Source organism: Kordiimonas pumila (assembly GCF_015240255.1).
GTDB lineage: Bacteria > Pseudomonadota > Alphaproteobacteria > Sphingomonadales > Kordiimonadaceae > Kordiimonas > Kordiimonas pumila.
The window spans coordinates 2043936-2062212 of record NZ_CP061205.1 but is presented as its reverse complement, the minus strand read 5'-3'; the positions used below and the strand labels follow the sequence as shown (position 1 = coordinate 2062212).

At 48.9% G+C, this 18277-nt stretch carries 16 protein-coding genes and 1 tRNA gene; 8 read left to right on the top strand and 9 right to left on the bottom strand.

Annotation, left to right across the window (positions count from 1 at the left end):
• Positions 1–171: 171 nt before the first annotated feature.
• From dcm to ICL80_RS08875, 3 genes are read left to right on the top strand one after another with little or no spacing between them, the layout of a single operon-like run.
• On the top strand, positions 172–1380 hold the full coding sequence (gene dcm / locus ICL80_RS08885) for a DNA (cytosine-5-)-methyltransferase (RefSeq protein WP_194211511.1): 1209 nt from the start codon (positions 172–174) through the stop codon (positions 1378–1380).
• A complete protein-coding gene (locus ICL80_RS08880) occupies positions 1377–1628 on the top strand; it encodes a helix-turn-helix transcriptional regulator (RefSeq protein WP_228073371.1) in 252 nt (83 codons plus the stop codon). The genes dcm and ICL80_RS08880 overlap by 4 nt, the downstream gene beginning before the upstream one ends.
• A complete protein-coding gene (locus tag ICL80_RS08875) occupies positions 1625–2467 on the top strand; it encodes a DNA adenine methylase (protein ID WP_194211510.1) in 843 nt (280 codons plus the stop codon). The genes ICL80_RS08880 and ICL80_RS08875 overlap by 4 nt, the downstream gene beginning before the upstream one ends.
• A gap of 406 nt (positions 2468–2873) precedes the next feature.
• Here the strand turns inward: ICL80_RS08875 and ICL80_RS08870 are convergent.
• A tRNA-Leu gene (locus tag ICL80_RS08870) sits at positions 2874–2960 on the bottom strand.
• Between the two features lie 116 nt (positions 2961–3076).
• Between ICL80_RS08870 and ICL80_RS08865 the strand changes: the two genes are divergently transcribed.
• The 3 genes from ICL80_RS08865 (at position 3077) to purU (ending at position 8091) form a co-directional block, all read left to right on the top strand.
• The gene (locus ICL80_RS08865) at positions 3077–4630 is read left to right on the top strand and encodes a sodium:solute symporter family transporter (RefSeq protein ID WP_194211509.1); all 1554 of its coding nucleotides are present in this window, start codon (positions 3077–3079) and stop codon (positions 4628–4630) included.
• A gap of 153 nt (positions 4631–4783) precedes the next feature.
• Positions 4784–7057, top strand: a complete 2274-nt coding sequence (gene ggpS / locus ICL80_RS08860) for a glucosylglycerol-phosphate synthase (RefSeq protein WP_228073876.1) — start codon at positions 4784–4786, stop codon at positions 7055–7057.
• A 176-nt stretch (positions 7058–7233) separates the two neighbouring features.
• Positions 7234–8091: a formyltetrahydrofolate deformylase gene (gene purU / locus ICL80_RS08855; RefSeq protein WP_194211505.1), complete on the top strand. Its 858-nt coding sequence runs from the start codon at positions 7234–7236 to the stop codon at positions 8089–8091.
• On the opposite strand, the gene ICL80_RS08850 is transcribed toward purU, so the two are convergent.
• The 7 genes from ICL80_RS08850 to sfsA all read right to left on the bottom strand — a co-directional run bounded on the left by ICL80_RS08850 (position 8081) and on the right by sfsA (position 13548).
• Positions 8081–8833 carry a competence/damage-inducible protein A gene (locus ICL80_RS08850; RefSeq protein WP_194211503.1) on the bottom strand — a complete coding sequence of 251 codons (753 nt, stop codon included), beginning with the start codon at positions 8831–8833 and terminating at the stop codon, positions 8081–8083. The two genes, purU and ICL80_RS08850, sit on opposite strands and share 11 nt — an antisense overlap.
• Positions 8811–9365, bottom strand: coding sequence for a TlpA family protein disulfide reductase (locus tag ICL80_RS08845; protein ID WP_194211501.1), 555 nt, complete (start codon positions 9363–9365; stop codon positions 8811–8813). Before ICL80_RS08845 ends, ICL80_RS08850 begins: the two co-directional genes overlap by 23 nt.
• 32 nt (positions 9366–9397) lie before the next feature.
• On the bottom strand, positions 9398–10699 hold the full coding sequence (purB, locus tag ICL80_RS08840) for an adenylosuccinate lyase (RefSeq protein ID WP_194211499.1): 1302 nt from the start codon (positions 10697–10699) through the stop codon (positions 9398–9400).
• 87 nt (positions 10700–10786) lie between these two features.
• Positions 10787–11233 carry an NUDIX domain-containing protein gene (locus ICL80_RS08835; protein WP_194211498.1) on the bottom strand — a complete coding sequence of 149 codons (447 nt, stop codon included), beginning with the start codon at positions 11231–11233 and terminating at the stop codon, positions 10787–10789.
• A 42-nt stretch (positions 11234–11275) separates the two neighbouring features.
• Entirely contained in the window at positions 11276–11980 is a 705-nt protein-coding gene (gene radC / locus ICL80_RS08830; RefSeq protein ID WP_194211497.1) for a RadC family protein, read from the bottom strand.
• Positions 11981–12009: 29 nt separating this feature from the next.
• Positions 12010–12840: a type I methionyl aminopeptidase gene (gene map / locus ICL80_RS08825; protein ID WP_194211495.1), complete on the bottom strand. Its 831-nt coding sequence runs from the start codon at positions 12838–12840 to the stop codon at positions 12010–12012.
• A gap of 15 nt (positions 12841–12855) precedes the next feature.
• Positions 12856–13548 carry a DNA/RNA nuclease SfsA gene (sfsA, locus tag ICL80_RS08820; protein ID WP_194211493.1) on the bottom strand — a complete coding sequence of 231 codons (693 nt, stop codon included), beginning with the start codon at positions 13546–13548 and terminating at the stop codon, positions 12856–12858.
• A 269-nt stretch (positions 13549–13817) separates the two neighbouring features.
• Here sfsA and ICL80_RS08815 point away from each other — a divergent pair, with 269 nt between their 5' ends.
• A complete protein-coding gene (locus tag ICL80_RS08815; RefSeq protein WP_194211491.1) occupies positions 13818–16004 on the top strand; it encodes a TonB-dependent receptor in 2187 nt (728 codons plus the stop codon).
• A 65-nt stretch (positions 16005–16069) separates the two neighbouring features.
• Here the strand turns inward: ICL80_RS08815 and ICL80_RS08810 are convergent, their stop codons facing one another.
• Positions 16070–16855 carry an SDR family NAD(P)-dependent oxidoreductase gene (locus ICL80_RS08810; protein ID WP_194211489.1) on the bottom strand — a complete coding sequence of 262 codons (786 nt, stop codon included), beginning with the start codon at positions 16853–16855 and terminating at the stop codon, positions 16070–16072.
• A gap of 216 nt (positions 16856–17071) precedes the next feature.
• Between ICL80_RS08810 and ICL80_RS08805 the strand changes: the two genes are divergently transcribed.
• Positions 17072–18271, top strand: coding sequence for an acyl-CoA dehydrogenase family protein (locus tag ICL80_RS08805; RefSeq protein ID WP_194211487.1), 1200 nt, complete (start codon positions 17072–17074; stop codon positions 18269–18271).
• The last annotated feature ends 6 nt before the right edge of the window (positions 18272–18277 follow it).

The window sequence follows — 18277 nt, the reverse complement described above, 5'->3', positions numbered from 1 at the left end:
CCTGACATTTCCTCCTGTGCAACCTCCTGGTACAGCTCAGTCCAAGACTAGAGCCACAGGGCATACTCACATGTTTCCAAACAAAGTGGTAACACGTTTCCCAATTGTTATGGCTACAGAATTCCAGTGCTTGCCACTGTGCTCCTCGGTTTCAACAAGAGGAGAAAAACCATGCACTCAGCAACAGCCATACGACCACAGGAGGACACTCCTTCCGGTCGGGCATTCACAGAAGTATCGGGTCTAAGACGCCCCATTAGCTGCTCGTCACTTATCCAGAGGCCAGCAGCCCCCATACGCTATCTCAGTCTGTTTTCAGGAATAGGAGGATTTGAACATGGTATCGAACAGGCATTCAACACAGTTCAGGACAGTGGCAATATTGCCAGAGACACACAAACCGAAGGGGAACTATCTGCCACGGGAACGGGTGCTGTCAGCAACCGTGGCACGGGCAGTGACGACCAGCTACAGTCAGATGCCGTGGTATGCGTTGGATACTCCGAAATCGATAAACACGCAGTCGGGGTCTATAAACGACACTACCCCAGCCACCACAACTTCGGAGACATCACAAAGGTTAACCCGAGCCACCTGCCAGACTTTGACCTCCTTGTTGGCGGCTTTCCCTGTCAGGCTTTTTCAATCGCTGGAAAACGCAAAGGATTTGCTGACAGCAGAGGTACACTCTTTTTTGATATCGCTCGGATTATCAGGAAAAAGCAGCCACGTCTGCTTCTCCTTGAAAACGTCAAAGGGCTTTTATCTCACGACACGGGACGTACGTTCCATACCATCCTCACCGTGCTTGATGAACTGGGGTATGACTGTGAATGGCAGGTGCTTAACAGCAAGGATTTTGGCGTTCCCCAAAACAGGGAACGTGTGTTTATTGTCGGACATCTTAGAGGAACACCCCGACCCCAAGTATTTCCTTTCACCAGAACGGCAGGCACAGGCGCTATCGAGCCTAGCTGCTCTGGAGGCGCCATAGGCAAACCTGCCAATGACAATAAGCCCCTTCCTGTCATCCGGGTACGTGAAGCTACAAAGAAAGGGTATGCCGAGGCAACAGTCGGACAGGTTATCAACTTTGCCTATATCAACAGCCATACAACCCGGCGAGGACGTGTCTCATCCATCGCCAAAACACTCGATACAGGGATGCGGCAGCATACGCTTACCATGGAAGGCCGTATACGCCGCCTTACCCCAACCGAGTGTGAACGGCTGCAAGGGTTCCCTGATGGCTGGACAGCGGGAGTATCTGATGTGCAGCGATACAAAATGCTCGGTAATGCTGTCACCGTCCCGGTTATCACAGCAATCATCAGCAGGATGCTTCCGCTAGAAACACGGCAGATAGGAGAAGCGGCATGATGACTACTCCTAGCATTATACCGGGCGTGGCAGACAATGGAGAGGGAGGTGAACGCCTCCTGACCACAGCACAGGCAGCCCAATACCTGAGGCTTGCGTCTTCCACCCTCAACAAATGGCGCGTTTACGGAACAGGCCCCAAGTTCATCAAGCTCGGTCGAGCCGTGCGTTACAGGCACACAGACCTTGACGCCTTCCTTGCCAGCCAATCCCGATTATCAACGACATCACAAGGAACATTATCATGAACCAGCTTACCCCTATTACACCTACACGCCCTGCGGCACCCTATATCGGTGGCAAACGACTGCTGGCCGCAAAAATTATCAAACGTATCGATGCCGTTTCGCATGTCACCTATGCTGTACCCTTTGTGGGCATGGGCGGTGTCTTCCTGCGCCGGGACAAGGCTCCTCGTGCCGAGGTCATTAATGACTATAGCGGTGATGTTGCCACCTTCTTCCGGATACTCCAGCGCCATTATCCACATTTTATGGAAATGCTAAAGTTTCAGCTTACCAGCCGCAAGGAATTTGAACGCCTGCGGAAGGCCAACCCCGACACGCTGACTGATCTGGAACGGGCAGCCCGGTTTCTGTATTTGCAAAAGATGGCCTTTGGCGGCCTGCGAACCGGGCAAGCCTTCGGTGCCCATGTCACAGGCCCCGTCCGCTTCAATATACTGAAGCTTGGGCCGCTCTTGGAGGACATACACGAACGCCTTGCGGGTGTCGCCATCGAATGCCTACACTACGAACAGTTCATCAAACGGTATGACCGGACAACAACGCTTTTTTACCTCGATCCGCCGTATTACGGAATTGAGGACTATTATGGACGGAACCTGTTTCACCGTGATGACTTTCAGAAGCTGGCAGGCCAGCTTGCGAAGATCAAGGGCAGCTTCATCATGTCCATCAATGACACACCTGAGGTGCGGCATATCTTCAGGGCCTTTACCATTGAGGAAGCATCAGTTGTCTACACCGCAGCAGCAGGAGCGAACAAACGCACCCATGAACTGCTGATCTCCAACTGCCGGACGGACAACTGTCCGGCATCAGATACGGAGAAGGATAATGGATAAGCCGTGGCCCCAACCAAGAGTGGAGGAACTACTCACCTCCATCCTTGAAGAACTCCGTACAACAAAAATACCCATGCGGTTGTGGTCCGTCTCTGACATTGCCGCATACTTGAACCGCTCAAAGATAACTGTTCAGCAACGGATAGTATGCAAACCAGATTTTCCACGTGCGGTACGTATTCCTACACACACAGGCAGAATCGGCCCGCTGTGGTATGCAGATGAAGTTAAGCGGTATATACGACAGCATCAGAAAAAGTGAAAAGTCCCCCAAATTATGGTGTGGCGCTTATGCCCACACCTTCTTTTTTCCGTTGCATGACAGAATCAAGCAATACATACTGTGCTGAGAATTACGCCAAAATTACGCCATTTACTCGTAACTATTTGAAAATACTGGAGAGGATGGTACCCGCGACCGGACTCGAACCGGTACGATCATACGATCTCAGGATTTTAAGTCCTGTGTGTCTACCAATTCCACCACGCGGGCATTTGGGGTGGGATGCAAAATTATTTGCAGCGCTTTCTTAACGAACATATCTCCGTAAAACAACGTCGAAATGCACTAACCTTGTTTTTTTTGCTCAGTGTGCTAGGACACGTGCCATGCACAGCATAGATCTTTGGCTCATTTTTTTATATTTTCTCTTCATTGTTTGTATCACCCTTGTGGTGATGAAGCGCACCAAAACCGGTGAAGACCTGTTTCTGGCCGGGCGTTCGCTTGGCTGGGGCGTGATTGGCTTTTCGTTATTTGCCTCGAACATTTCCTCCACCACGCTTATTGGCCTTTCGGGTGCCGCCTTCAGTAGCGGCATTGCCATTTCCAATTATGAATGGATGGCCGGCCTTGTGCTGGTGTTTATGGCATTCTTTGTGATTCCGGTGTTTCTCGCAAAACAGATAACCACGGTGCCGGAGTATCTGCAAATTCGCTACAACCCTTTTTGCCGCAAATATTTTTCCATCCTCACCATTTTAATGAGCATTATGGTAGACGCGGCTGGCGGCATTTATGCGGGTGCGCTTGTGCTGCAAATATTTTTCCCCGGCCTGCCGATGGTGCCCACCTGTGTGGCGATTGCCGTGTTTGCCGGGCTATATACTGCCGCTGGGGGCCTGAAAGCTGTTGTATACACCGATGTGCTGCAAGCGATTATATTACTCATCGGTGCCAGCGTGATTACATATTATGTGTTTGCCGAATTTAATTTTTCGTGGGCCACAGCAAAAGCCGCTATCCCGGCGGATCATCTGTCGCTTGTACGCCCGCTTGATGATCCGCACCTGCCGTGGCTTGGCACACTTATAGGTGTGCCTATTTTGGGTTTTTGGTACTGGGCAACCAACCAGTATATTACCCAGCGGATTCTGGGCGCTCGCAGTGTGCGCCATGCCCAGTGGGGCGCCATGTTTGCGGGCTTGTTGAAGCTTACCCCGCTGTTCATTATGGTTATGCCGGGCGCCATGGCGATAGGCCTTTATGACACAATGGAAAACCCTGACCAAATATTCCCGCGTCTGGTGAATGATTATTTACCTGTCGGCATGAAAGGTATTGTGGTTGCTGGCCTGTTTGCCGCCATTATGTCCACCATCGATAGCACGCTAAATTCAGCCTCCACACTGATTATAAAAGATTTTGCCGATACAGAAAAACACCCCCTTAGCCCCGTACAGGTGCGGAATTGGGGCCGGTGGACCACGATAGTTCTGATCGGTGTTGCTGCTGTTTGGGCACCAAACATTGCAAACTTTAAGGGCCTGTTTGCATACCTGCAGCAAGCGTTTGCCGTTGTGGTGCCCCCAGTTGTTGCGGTCTTCCTGTGCGGCATGTTTTGGCGCGGCGCCACCAGCCGCGCGGCGGTTATCACTTTGCTTACAGGGCACACTATAGGCCTACTGTTTTTCATCCTTGGGCAAATGGGCCTGTGGACCCTGCATTTCACCATTACAGTAGGGATTGTAACAGCCATTTGCTTTGGCATTCTTATAGTAGCGAGCCTTGCTGCACCCGGCCAAAGCACAGAGGCAGAAAGCGCCCTTTGGAAGCCAGAATTTAGCCGGGTAGAAAAAGGCACACCCTTCTACCAAAACTACCGCATTCAAGGCGCTGCTGTCGTGCTGTTAACCGCCATCATGCTGGTGGCTTTCTGGTAACAAAAGGTTCGCCTGAAAAACATACACTACAAACAGAGAAAGCCCACCAAAACCAGCTTTCTTGAGTTTTTTCATTAAGTTTGCTATAAGCCACGCTGGGAAGACAGGGGTAGGTAAGTGCTAGCAAACACGCAACAATAGGAGAAGTTTGTCATCTTACGTCCAAAAGACGCCCAACCATATGTCCTCGCAACAGACCTGGACGGAACCTTTCTAGAGACTAAAGACGGTAAAAAAGACAAGCTTTACCGTTTCCTTCGGCAGAACCCTGACTTCATTGTCATTTTTGTAACAGGCCGCAATACCGAGGTTATTCTGCCATTTCTGGATGACCTGTTTATCCCCAATCCGCATTATATTATTGGCGATGTTGGTGCGACAGTCCTGCACGGCAAAAAACTAACTCCGGTGCAGCCTATACAGAATAAAATAACCCGCCGCTGGAACGAAACTCTTGCTGATATTGCAGATGTAACAGGCCTTGACGCGCTTGAACGCCAGCCAGTCCCCCAAGAAAGGCGCATGTCATTTTTTGTGGAGCCAGACAAGCTGCCGAAAGGCAAGATTGAAGAGTTGAGCAAAAAGAACTGTAATGTCATTTATTCGAACGATATTTATCTTGATATCTTACCGCACAGCACAGACAAAGGCCGCACCTTAACCGCGCTTATCGACCAGCTAGGTATTGACCACGACAACGTGCTGGTGGCGGGCGACACCATGAACGATTTCAGCATGTACAAGGCTGGCTTCAAAGGCGTAGTTCTCGACAATTCAGAACAGCCCCTTAAAGAGCAGGCCAAATCGCTAAAGAACGCTTACTATTCAAAAGAAAGTGGCACGGACGGCATTTTTGAAGCGCTGCATCATTTTAAAATGATAAAAAAAGATAATGCCATTGCAAAGGCCGATATATACGGCGATGCCGATCTGGTTATGGTGTATCACCGCCTGCCCTACAAAGAGGCTGTTGAAAATGGTAAAGCTGTACGGCAAAAGCACAGCAGCCCAAATGGCATTCTGCCTACCCTGCTTGGCTTTTTCAGCGAAAAACAAAAAGGCTCGTGGGTAGCATGGTCGCTTTCTGAAACACGAAACCCGGAAAACTTTGCAGAGCATGTCGATGTTGACAAAGACCTGTATGAAAACCTGCAAGCATGCCGTATTCCGCTTACGGCTAATGACGTAAAAATATTCTATGAAGTCTTTTCAAAAGAAGCCTTCTGGTTGCTGCTGCATTCATTCCATGAGAAAGTGATCTTCAATCATGATCACTGGGATCATTTCCTTGAAATCAACCGTATTTTTGCGGAAAAAGCTGCGCAAGAAGCCGCAGAAGGTGCTGTGGTCTGGATTCATGACTATAACCTCTGGATGGTGCCTGGATATTTGCGGCAAATGCGGCCCGATGTGAAGATTGCCTTTTATCATCACACACCCTTCCCTTCTGCCGACATTTTCAACATGACACCGTGGCGCCGCGATATCATTAATTCGCTAATGCAATGCGATTATATTGGCTTTCATATACCGCAATATGTAGATAATTTTGTGAATGTTGTATGCTCCAACATGCGCGCAACAATCAACAAAACCCAAAGCGCTGCGCCGCGCTTTAAAACATATGGCTGCGCGATCGGGGTCGATAGTTACGCCACATCCATTACCACAGAGCTTAGCACTGTGGCGCTCGGTGCGCACCCTGTGGGTATCAACTGCAAACATATTGAAGATCTGGTTGAAACTGACAGCGTCAATGCGCTTTACGACAAAATCAAGGAAGAGGTCGGCGACAAAAAGTGTATCGTTTCCATTGAGCGCACCGATTATACCAAAGGCCCGGTTGAAAAGCTGAAATCCTACATGCGCTTTCTTGAAGACCACCCGGAATTGCATGAAGAAGTAGTGCTCATTATGGTGTGCACACCGCCCGCCAAAGGCATGAAAATTTACGAGGAAATCAGTCAGGACATTGCCTACCATGTTGGCCTTATCAATGGTCGGTTTGGCACCTATAACTGGACACCTATTAAATTTGTTAGCCGCATGGTGCCATTTGAAGATGTTATTGCTTATTATAAAGCCGCAGATGTTGGCTGGGTTACGCCGCTCAGGGACGGCCTCAACCTTGTGGCAAAAGAATATGTGATGGCTAAACAGGCATCAGGGACCAAAGGGGCACTTGTGCTGTCTGAGTTTGCCGGTGCCGCCGCAGAACTGCACAGCGCGTTCCTTGTGAACCCATATGATGAAAGGGATATGTCAGACAAGCTATTCCACGCGCTTCATATTCCAGATACCGAAAAAGAAACCCGTATCCACCGCATGGCAAATATTATTAAAACCCATGATGTGAATGCATGGGGCAATGATTTTCTATCTGAGGTAAACAAAACCCGTAAAAGCGGCATTCGCTCCGTCGCTTAGACACTGAATACAGACCAAGCGGCTTATGTATACTACTTGCCGCTTGGTCCGCCTTTCCGTGCACTCCCTAAGCGGCAAAATGCACAAAAATCTACTTTCCTATTGCATTCAGACCGTAGCCTTGCTTTTGTGCCCCCACACATAAGGCACAAGCCGCTGCACGCTGAGGGAATAGAATGACTGCAAAATATGTATTAACCCTATCTTGCCCAGACAAACCCGGCATTGTGGCCGAGGTTTCAAGCTTGCTTGCAAAAACCGGCTGTAACATTACATCCAGCGACCAATTCGGCGATAGTGATAGTGCCCAGTTTTTCATGCGGGTTGCTGTACAGCCTGTTAATGTGCACCTGAGCTGCGCTGAACTGCGCGAAGCCTTTACTCCGCTTGGTAGTAAATTCAAAATGGATTGGTCAATCCATGATATGGATGTACCCCAGCGGGTTTTGATCATGACATCAAAATTTGACCACTGCCTGATGGATATTTTGTACAGAAAAGAGCGCGGCGCCCTGTTTATGGACATCCCTGCCGTTATCTCAAACCATGCTGATGCTTACCAGCTAACCGCATCATACGGCGTGCCCTTTCTGCACTGGCCGGTAACCAAAGAAAACAAAGCAGCACAAGAACAAAAACTGCTGGCTTTCATTGATGAAGAACGGATCGACCTTATTGTCCTCGCACGCTACATGCAGGTATTAAGTAACGATGTTTGTAAAAAGCTGCCCGGCAAAGTGATTAACATTCACCATAGTTTTCTGCCAAGTTTTAAAGGCGCAGCTCCTTACCAGCAAGCCTACAAAAAAGGCGTTAAAATTATTGGTGCCACAGCGCACTATGTAACGGCAGATCTTGATGAAGGCCCGATTATTGAACAGAATGTCGCCCGCGTGAACCATGCAATGGATGGTAGCGACCTTGTGGCAACTGGCCGCGATGTCGAGCGTGTCACGCTAGCAGAAGCTTTAAAGCTGCACCTAGAGCGCCGCGTACTGCTGAACGGCAGTAAAACTGTGGTATTTAAGCGCTAGCTTGCACTTCTGTCTTATAGTTACAAGCTACGCAAAAGCCTTTTAGCGCAGTCATTGCTCGTGCAATTGCAGCCTTATCATGGGAGCGGATCACAATCTGTGCCCCAACGCTTTTTTCGCTGTAAAACGGATAGCTGCCAATACTGATATCGTCGATACCATCCAGAACGGCCTCTAACCCCGGTGCGATGCGGCTTTCAGGTGCATACACTATAAGGGTCTCTGACCAAACCTTGCGGCCCGCCTTTAGGCGCGGGCGAATGGTCTCAAGCATGGCTTGCATCACCTTTGGGACACCTGCCATCACGAACACATTCTCAATTTGGAAACCGGGTGCGATCGATACAGAATTATCAATTAGCACCCCGCCTTCTGGCACACGAGTCATGCGCTGCCGAGCTTCGGTAAAGTCTTTTTCGCCATAATAGGCAAGCAGGCGGGCATAGGCCTCTGGGTGCCTCTGGCACGGCACACCAAAGGCCGCACTAATGCTTTCCGCCGTAATATCATCATGCGTGGGGCCAATGCCACCCGTCGTGAACACATAATCATAGCGGGCCCTAAGCGCATTCACCGCCGCCACAATTTCCGCTTCAATATCAGGTACCGTGCGGGTTTCAGAAAGCTGGATACCGCATTCATTGAGCCACTTGGCAAGGTAGGACGTGTTTGTATCCTGTGTCCTGCCAGACAGGATTTCATCACCGATAACAACAAGGCTAGCTGATACTGTTTGTGTCATATAAGTGGTCTTTTTGCTGCTCTTGTAAAAGTGCGTTTATTTCTTCCACCAAAGAGGGGATTGTCTCTTTACTATATCCTATATGGATATGGGCTATTCTGCCTGTGTGATCAATCATAAACATGTAAGGCAGGCGGTCTACACCAAACTTAGCACTAATCCCGTTATCTTTTTCATATAGAAACGTTAGATGCACCTCGTCAAAATACTTTTCCAAATGCTTGGCATATTTACGTACGGTGCGCTTGTCTTGCTGAAAATTTACGCTTAAAACTTTTAATCTATCATCAGAAACCTGTTGCTGAATGGCGTTCAGAATAGGTATTTCCTCCATACAGGGTGGGCACCAAGTCGCCCAAAAGCTTACGATAACAACCTTGCCTTTATGGTCTGATATCTTGACCCTCTCCCCTTCAAGGGTATGCCCAATATTGTCTGGCGGCACATCTCCAACAGTCAAGTCACGTGCCTTAACACCTGCTGTAATGCCTGCCCATACAAAAAGCAGAAATACTATAGTTATTTTATTCATCAGTTGACCCCCGAAAACCGATGTCTGGGGCACTAGGCCCCAAACACCCGCTTGAAAATCGTGTCTACATGTTTGGTGTGGTAATCCATATTAAACAGCTCATCCAGTTCCGCAGCTGACACCTTGCTGGTCACAATCTCGTCAGCTTTCAGCAAATCTAAAAGCTGCAATGCCCCCCGGCTTTCCCATACCTTCATGGCATTTTCCTGCACCAAACGGTAGGCATCTTCGCGGCTAACGCCCGCCTGCGTCAGCTCCAGCAGAACACGCTGGCTGTTTGGCAGACCGCCCATTTTATTCATATTATCCAGCATGTTGTCTGGGTACACCAGAAGCTGGTCCATTACGTTAGTAAGGCGCGCAAGGCTGAAATCAAGCGCCACAGTTGCATCCGGCCCGATATAGCGTTCAACAGAACTGTGCGAAATATCGCGTTCGTGCCAAAGGGCTACGTTTTCCATCGCCGGAATGCACATAGCGCGAATATAGCGCGCCTGACCGGTTAGGTTTTCCGTAAGGATTGGGTTCTTTTTATGCGGCATGGCACTTGAACCCTTTTGGCCTTTGGAGAAATATTCCTGCGCTTCCAGCACTTCGGTGCGCTGTAAGTGACGCACCTCAACAGAAAGGCGCTCAATACAGCTTGCAATAACGCCGAGAACCGCAAAATACATCGCATGCCGGTCACGCGGGATAACCTGTGTGGAAACCGGTTCCACCTCAAGCCCCATTTTCTCGGCAACATATTCTTCAACAAACGGGTCAATGTTGGCGAATGTACCAACCGCACCAGAGATTGCACAAGTTGCCACTTCCTTCCGCGCGTCTTTCATACGAGCCAAGCAGCGGTCAAATTCAGCATATGCCTGCGCCATTTTCAGGCCGAATGTAACAGGTTCTGCGTGAATACCGTGACTGCGACCAATGCAGATTGTATATTTATGTTCTTCCGCGCGGCGTTTGAGCACCACAAGCAGCTTTTCAAGGTCTTCAATAATAATATCAGCCGCTTGCATCAATTGTACAGACAGGCATGTGTCCAACACATCTGATGATGTCATGCCTTGGTGCACAAAACGAGCTTCATCGCCCACGTGCTCGGCAAGGTTCGTGAGAAACGCGATAACATCGTGCTTTACTTCGCGCTCAATCTCATCAATGCGGGCGATTTCCCACTTGCCGCGTTCCCACACAGCTTTGGCAGCAGCTTCAGGGATACGGCCCAGCTTTGCGTTTGCATCGCACGCGTGCGCTTCAATTTCAAACCAGATGCGGAAACGGTTTTCAGCTTCCCAAATATCGGTCATTTGTTTGCGGGAATAACGTGCGATCATGTGGGCAGGCTCCTGTTCGGATCAAAAGGTAGATATTCTTGCCGACCTGCTAGCAGATAGCCCCATAAACCGCAACCCTGAGAATGCCTATATTGGCCGGTAACGGCTAAAACATACCTCTAGCGCTGTTGCATAACCGGGCGGCATGTCAGCAAGTTCTTCAGCTTCGTCTGATATCATAAACTGGTGCCAGACATGCTCGTCTGATAAAGTTATAGTGGTGTTTTTAGCCTTAGACCTGAGTTGGGTTTCAAAAACAACCATCAGCCTGTCCCCCGTATCAGGGCTATGCTTTACCCACGAGCACACAAATTCAAATTTTTTAACGGTCAGGCCGGTTTCTTCAAACACTTCGCGCTGAAGGCAGGAATACATATCCTCACCTTTTTCAAGCCTGCCACCAGGTAAATCAACTGTGCCGTAATATTTGCGCATAACAAGAGCCTTGCCATCCCGCGAAACCACAACAGCTTTCACAGAAACCGGCATGTTTTTAAGCGCTTTTTTAGTGGACTTTACCTGCCGCCAGTACACACATCTACTCCGCCACATTCTACCAAACTTTGCACCATACCCTTATATCAATCCCTGTTCCCTGAAACTGGTTTGGCCGTACTTGCCTATGATAATATGGTCATGCACATGAATACCAACGGTTTTACAGGTTTGTAAAACTTCTTTTGTCATAACTATATCTGCCCGGCTTGGTGCCGGGTCCCCTGAAGGGTGGTTATGCACCAAAATAAGGGCGGAAGCATTGGCAGACAACGCTCTTCTCACAATCTCGCGCGGATAGACGGCTGTTTCATCCACCGTACCATCGCTTAGCAGTTCATCTGACAGCAGCGCATTCTTTTTATCGAGTAGTAAAACACGAAATTGCTCGCGTGGTAAATGGGCCATTGCCCCCTGTAAATACCCAATAACAGCCTGCCAGTTCGACAAAACCGGCCTTGATGCCATTTCCGCTTTCGCAAGATGAAGGGCCGAGGCCTGCACCGACTTGATAGCCGCCACCGCCGTTTCGCCGAGCCCGGGATACGCTGTAAGCATTGCCGTTTCTGCGGAAAGCACACCTGCATAGCTTCCAAAATGGCTAATAAGCTCTTTAGCGAGCGGCTTGACGTCGCGGCGTGGGATTGCCAAAAACAAAATAAGTTCCAGTAGTTCATAATCTGCAAGGCCATCAGGGCCCGCTTTTAAAAACCGTTCCCGTAAGCGTTGCCTGTGACCATGCCTATGGTCTGGCTTATCCTCTACTGGTGTTTTCCCTATTGCCACACAGCCCCCAATTACTGCTAACAAAGACCTTAATTATCAAGCGCGTACGGCGGGCATTCCCAGCCTTTTGGCGACTTGGTAAACACTTCATAGCCTGTGTCTGTTACAGCTAAGGTATGCTCAAACTGCATAGAAAGCGATTTATCGCGGGTAACAGCTGTCCAGCCATCAGCAAGCACCTTGCAGCCGGGCTTGCCAGCGTTGACCATCGGTTCAATGGTGAAAAACATGCCGGGCTTTAATTCTGGCCCACTGCCGGGCGTGCCGTAGTGCATGACACTTGGTTCATCATGAAATACACGCCCAATACCGTGCCCGCAAAAATCACGCACCACAGAATAGCGATTTGCCTCAACATGGGTTTGAATAGCGTGCCCAATATCACCAAGAAAGGCGCCGGGTTTAACAACCTCAATTCCCTTCCACATGGCTTCAAAAGTTACCTGGCACAGGCGTTTTGGCAGCAACTTAGGCTCGCCGATAAAAAACATCCGGCTTGTGTCGCCGTACCAGCCATCCAGAATAACCGTCACATCAATATTAAGGCTATCACCCATGCGCAATTTTTTAGGGCCGGGAATACCGTGACAAATAACATGGTTGATGGAGGTGCAAACAGACTTTGGAAAGCCTTTATAATTTAAGGGGGCAGAAATGGCACCGTTCGCCAATACAAATTCATGGCATATGGTGTTTAGCTCATCTGTAGTAATGCCCACCTCCACAAAGGGGGTTACATGATCGAGCGTTTCAGCAGCCAAGCGCCCTGCTGCGCGCATACCGTCCAGAGCTTCTGGCCCGTATATTTTAATGGCACCAGTTCTGCTTTCAGGGGCGGTTACTGCATCAACATAATTCATCGTTCGGGCCTGTCGTTATATTTCCAAAGGTACTACTTTATCGATCACAATTTCAGACGGTGTCAGGCTGCATTGGTAACAAAGCACTTCAACACCTGCTTTATATGCTTCTCTTAGCGCACTTGCATACACCGGGTCAATTTCTGTGGCAGGAGCAAATAACGTGCAATCACTGCGCTGCACAAGGTAAAACATTACAGCCCGGTGACCAAGCTTTACCATATCCACCAATTCCGCAAGATGCTTGGTACCGCGTGCCGTTACCGCATCAGGAAAAAGTGCCTTTGCGCCTTCCCTAAGGGTTACGTTCTTCACTTCAACATAACAAAGCCCCGGGTCTTCCAACAGCAGATCAATACGGCTATTTTGACCATATTTCACTTCGCGGCGAACTATTTTATAGCCCCTAAGTTCCGGAATTTCAGCGTCCAGAATGGCCTGCTCTACAATGCGGTTTGGGTGCGCTGTATTTATACCAACCAGACTACCATCCACTTCCACCAGTTCCCACCGCCAGTCAAGCTTGGCTTTAGGGTTTTTGTTGGCAGAAAGATACACAAGGGACCCCGCCTCCTTAAGTCCAAGCATAGACCCCGAATTAGCACAGTGCGCCACAACTGTTTCGCCCGTCTCAAGTTCTACATCAGCCAAAAAGCGTTTATAGCGCTTTATAAGCCGACCTTTGGTCAGACCTTCTTCAAATTTCATGAAATTTCCTTGCCACAAAATCACATTTATCAGGCATTACATCCTAACAGGCGAAACAACAACAGTAACATTTTCGCAACACTGTGCTTTTCCCGCATTCATAGACCGTCACTTTACTGCAATATAGTGTCGCATTTATGCACAGGATATGCACACTCAGGCCATCCATTTTGTGAGGTGACTTTGCAGATCTGTCAGGTTTCTAGTACCGCACAAATATCACATCACATAATAAAACACCAAAATCGAGATTATCGAGGAAACACACCATGACAAAAACTTTGATGACCAATATTACCCGTCTGGCGTTTGGCTGTTCTGCTCTTGCTTTTTCAGGCATGGCCGCAGCGCAAGACGCCAACACAGGTAAATCGCTGGAAGAAATCATTGTAACTGCCCAAAGGCGCGCACAAAGCCTGCAAGATGTTCCTATTTCTGTTTCAACCCTGCAAGGTGATCGCGTTACTCAATTTTCTGCTGGCGGCGAAGATATTCGCCTGCTTTCTTCCCGGATTGCGGGCCTGAACGCAGAATCGTCAAATGGTCGTGTTGCCCCGCGCTTCTACTTGCGCGGCCTTGGAAACACAGACTTTGACCTTGCCGCATCACAGCCAATTTCAGTTATCATGGATGATGTTGTTCAGGAAAATGTGGTCCTGAAAAGCTTCCCGCTTTTTGATGTTGAGCGTGTTGAAGTACTGCGCGGGCCACAAGGCACACTTTTTGGTCGCAACACAACAGCAGGCATCATCAAGTTTGACACGAAAAAACCAACGGAAGACTCTGAAGCTTATGTGAGTGCAAGTTATGGCTCACTCGGTACCTTAACGGCAGAATCTGCTATGGGCGGCGCCATAAGTGACAAAGTTCTGGTACGGGCTTCTGCGCTTTACCAGCGTCGTAGTGACTGGATAGACAATGACTTCACGGGCGAAGATGATGCCCTTGGTGGCTTTGAAGAAATGGCAGCACGTCTGCAAGTTCTGTTCCGTCCAACAGAAGATCTTGAAGCCCTTGTTAACGTACATGCCCGCTCATATGAAGGTACAGCAGCTGTTTTCCGTGCTAACATTATAACAACCGACGAACGCGGCCTGAACGAAAACTTTGACCGTGACACTGTTTCTTACAATGACACACACAACAACCCACAGGAATACGATAGCTGGGGTACATCACTGAAACTTACATATAACCTGTCAGAATCAGCGACTATCACATCCATCACCGCTTATGAAACCACCAATGGTTCCAGCCTTGGTGATATTGATGGCGGTAACCCTGCTGGCCCCGGTTTCATTCCATTCCAGTCTAGTACAGAAGATGGCATTGATGACCTTGACCAGTTCACGCAGGAACTGCGCGTTGCTGTAGATGCATCTGAAGAATTATTTTACCAGTTTGGTTTTTACTATTTTGACGCCAGCATGGACCTGCGCACACGTCCGTTCTTTGTTCCTGACTCGATTGTGAGCCATAGTAACGAAACATGGGCAGTGTTTGGCCAAGGCAGCTATAACCTCACTGACAAAACAACGGTTACAATTGGCGTTCGCTATACTGACGACAAAAAATCTGCTGACGCTTTCTCTGGCGGGCTAGGTGTTTACCTGCCAACAGTGGAAACAAGTGATGACAACATAAGCTGGGACGTTGCGGTTAATCATGCATACAGCGACGATTTCTCTGTATATGCACGTATCGCAAGCGGCTTCCGCGCACCAACCATCCAAAGCCGTGACGTTGCTTTTGTGGGCAACCCATCTACGGCTAAATCAGAAACTATCATGTCTTATGAAGCAGGCTTTAAAGCCCTGTTCGCAGACAAGCGTTTCCGCTGGAATGCTGCGGTCTTCTACTATGATGTATCAGACCTGCAAGTGAGTGCTGTGGGCGGCGCAACCAACAGCGTTCGCTTGGAAAGCCTTGATGAAGTTATTGGCTGGGGCTTTGAAACTGATATCGAATATCAAGCAACAGATAACTTCCTGATTACAGCAGGCCTTGGCTTTGCTCACACAAAAATCAATGACCACGACATTCGTGTTCCTGCCTGTGGTTCTGGCGCCTGTACACCGCTCGACCCGACAGATTCAGACGGCTTCCTGATCATTGACGGTAACCCATTGCCACAAGCACCTAATTTCACGCTGAACTTAACAGCCGAATACACAGCACCCCTTGCTGACGGCGAGCTGTTTATCTTCACTGACTGGGCGATGCAGGGCAAAACACACATGCTATTGTACCAAACTGTAGAGTTCCAGACATCTGGCACATTTGAAGGCGGCGTACGCGCTGGTTACCGCTGGAATGATGGTCAGTATGAGGCAGCTCTTTTTGGCCGTAACATTACCAATGAAGCAAACCTGAAAGGTGTGATTGATTTCAACAATAACACTGGCTACGTGAACGAGCCTCGTGTTTGGGGTGTTGCTTTAAAAGCGAACTTCTAAGCTTAACAAACAGCTACAAATGAAAACGGGGGCAAACGCCCCCGTTTTTTTATATTCAAAAACCTCTACACCAGTTTAACGGAATGTGCCCCGTCAACAGGTAAGGCAACCCCGGTTGTGAAGCTACTTGCCGGAGAGGCAAGCATTAGCAGTGCGGGGATCAGCTCTTGTATATCACCAGAGCGATGTGCAGGAGTTGCTTGCACCATTTTTTGACCGTGCTCACTATCAATAAACTCAGCGTTAATCTCGGTTTTAAAATACCCCGGGCACAGGGCATTTACCCGAACACCGTATCGCTGCCACTCTAAAGCCATGGCTTTTGTCATTTGGATAACGGCTGCTTTGCTTGTTGCATATATTAGCTGCTGCGGGCTAACACCAAGACCCAAAATAGATGCCGTGTTAACAATAGAGCCACCCAAACCTTTAGCAACCATACGCTTGGTAGCTTCCGTGCCTACACGCCACATGCCTTTCAGGTTAATATCCATTGTGGTGTCCCAGTCTTCTTCATTATAATCCAGCGCCCATTTGGGTATGGCTATGCCTGCATTATTTGCGATAATTGTAGGTGTCCCTAGGCCGCCCTCAACTTTATCAAAGGTGGCTTTAACACTTTCGCCGTCCGCCACATCAAGCGGCACAGCTATAGCCTTCTGCCCTGTTACCTGCATGATCTCTGCTGCCAAGGCTTCTATACGGTCAGTGCGGCGGGCGCCGAGTGCCACATCTGCACCAGCCCTAGCCAAGGCCATTGCAAAACCAGCCCCTATACCGGAAGACGCACCAGCCACCAGCGCAACCTTGCCCTCCAGACTGAATAGTCCGGTTACATATTCATTTGTCATATCTTCCCACCTTCTTTTGTAACTACTCATGCAGAGATTACTGCGTAACATATGTCGCACAGCCAATGGGTCAAAGTTGAAAGCAGAAAAACCTTATTTAAGGCGCGCAAAATATATGAAAACTACCGTACACATCACCTTTTTAGCATCATAAATTGGACAAGTTCACTTTGCCTTCTACATTAATTCCATAACCAAGTGAGACTGGAGATAACAATGGATTTAAGCCTTAGCGACGGACAGGTACGTTTCCGCGATTCCATACGGGAATTCCTGAAAGAAGCCTTGCCAGATGATATTAAAAAAGCCATGCGCGCTGGAGGCCACCTAACAGCAGAACAATACCGTCGCTGGCATGGTATTCTGGCTCAAAAGGGATGGTCAACACCGCTGTGGCCCAAAGACTTTGGTGGCACTGGCTGGAACCCCGTAGAGTACGCCATCTTTGATGAAGAATGCTATGCAGCAGGCGCGCCGCGTGTGTTGCCCTTTGGTGTCTCAATGCTAGCACCGGTTATTATTAATTTTGGTAACGACGAGCAAAAGAAGCGGTTCCTTCCCGGCATTCAGTCAGGCGAAGTTTGGTGGGCACAGGGTTTCTCTGAACCGGGAGCAGGCTCTGATCTCGCAAGCCTGAAAACAACTGCTATTAAAGACGGCGACCATTATATCATTAACGGTCAAAAAACATGGACCACCCTTGGTCATTTTGGTGACTGGATCTTCTGTCTGGTTCGCACCGATACAAAAGCCGAGAAAAAGCAAACCGGTATTAGCTTCATTGTGGTTGATATGAAAAGCCCGGGTGTGGAAGTCCGCCCCATTATTACACTTGATGGCAGCCATGAAGTGAATGAAGTTTGGTTCACCGATGTTAAGGTGCCTGTTGAAAACCTGATCGGCGAAGAGAACAAGGGTTGGACCTATGCCAAATTCCTGTTGCAGCACGAGCGCATTGGTATTGCTGGCATCGGCATTTCAAAAGACCAGCTTGTGCAACTAAAACGCCTCGCATCTGCTGAAAAAAAGAACGGTAAACCGCTAATTGAAGACACGGCCTTCAAACACAAGATTGCCGAGCTAGAAATCGAACTGCGCGCGCTCGATATTACAAACAAACGCATGCTTGTAGCAGCCAGTCAGGGAACAGATCCCGGCCCAGTTTCCTCCATGCTTAAAATCAGGGGCAGTGAAATTGCCCAGCGCATATACGAACTCAAGATGGAAGCCTCTGGCCTTTATGCCATCCCAAGCCAACCAGAAGCCCACGATATCGGGTGGAACGGCGAGATCATGGGATCACTGGACAATGCCATTTCAGCGCCTGCCTATCTTAACACCCGCAAAATCAGCATATTCGGCGGCTCTAACGAAATTCAACGGGGTATCATTTCAAAAATGGTCCTTGGATTTTAGGCTGCA

What these genes read in the sequence shown, in the direction of transcription:
- dcm (WP_194211511.1), top strand. Translation starts at nt 172, where the DNA reads ATGCACTCAGCAACAGCCATACGACCACAGGAGGACACTCCTTCCGGT.
- ICL80_RS08880 (WP_228073371.1), top strand. Translation starts at nt 1,377, where the DNA reads ATGATGACTACTCCTAGCATTATACCGGGCGTGGCAGACAATGGAGAG.
- ICL80_RS08875 (WP_194211510.1), top strand. Translation starts at nt 1,625, where the DNA reads ATGAACCAGCTTACCCCTATTACACCTACACGCCCTGCGGCACCCTAT.
- ICL80_RS08865 (WP_194211509.1), top strand. Translation starts at nt 3,077, where the DNA reads ATGCACAGCATAGATCTTTGGCTCATTTTTTTATATTTTCTCTTCATT.
- purU (WP_194211505.1), top strand. Translation starts at nt 7,234, where the DNA reads ATGACTGCAAAATATGTATTAACCCTATCTTGCCCAGACAAACCCGGC.
- ICL80_RS08850 (WP_194211503.1), bottom strand. Translation starts at nt 8,833, where the DNA reads ATGACACAAACAGTATCAGCTAGCCTTGTTGTTATCGGTGATGAAATC.
- ICL80_RS08845 (WP_194211501.1), bottom strand. Translation starts at nt 9,365, where the DNA reads ATGAATAAAATAACTATAGTATTTCTGCTTTTTGTATGGGCAGGCATT.
- purB (WP_194211499.1), bottom strand. Translation starts at nt 10,699, where the DNA reads ATGATCGCACGTTATTCCCGCAAACAAATGACCGATATTTGGGAAGCT.
- map (WP_194211495.1), bottom strand. Translation starts at nt 12,840, where the DNA reads ATGAATTATGTTGATGCAGTAACCGCCCCTGAAAGCAGAACTGGTGCC.
- sfsA (WP_194211493.1), bottom strand. Translation starts at nt 13,548, where the DNA reads ATGAAATTTGAAGAAGGTCTGACCAAAGGTCGGCTTATAAAGCGCTAT.
- ICL80_RS08815 (WP_194211491.1), top strand. Translation starts at nt 13,818, where the DNA reads ATGACAAAAACTTTGATGACCAATATTACCCGTCTGGCGTTTGGCTGT.
- ICL80_RS08810 (WP_194211489.1), bottom strand. Translation starts at nt 16,855, where the DNA reads ATGACAAATGAATATGTAACCGGACTATTCAGTCTGGAGGGCAAGGTT.
- ICL80_RS08805 (WP_194211487.1), top strand. Translation starts at nt 17,072, where the DNA reads ATGGATTTAAGCCTTAGCGACGGACAGGTACGTTTCCGCGATTCCATA.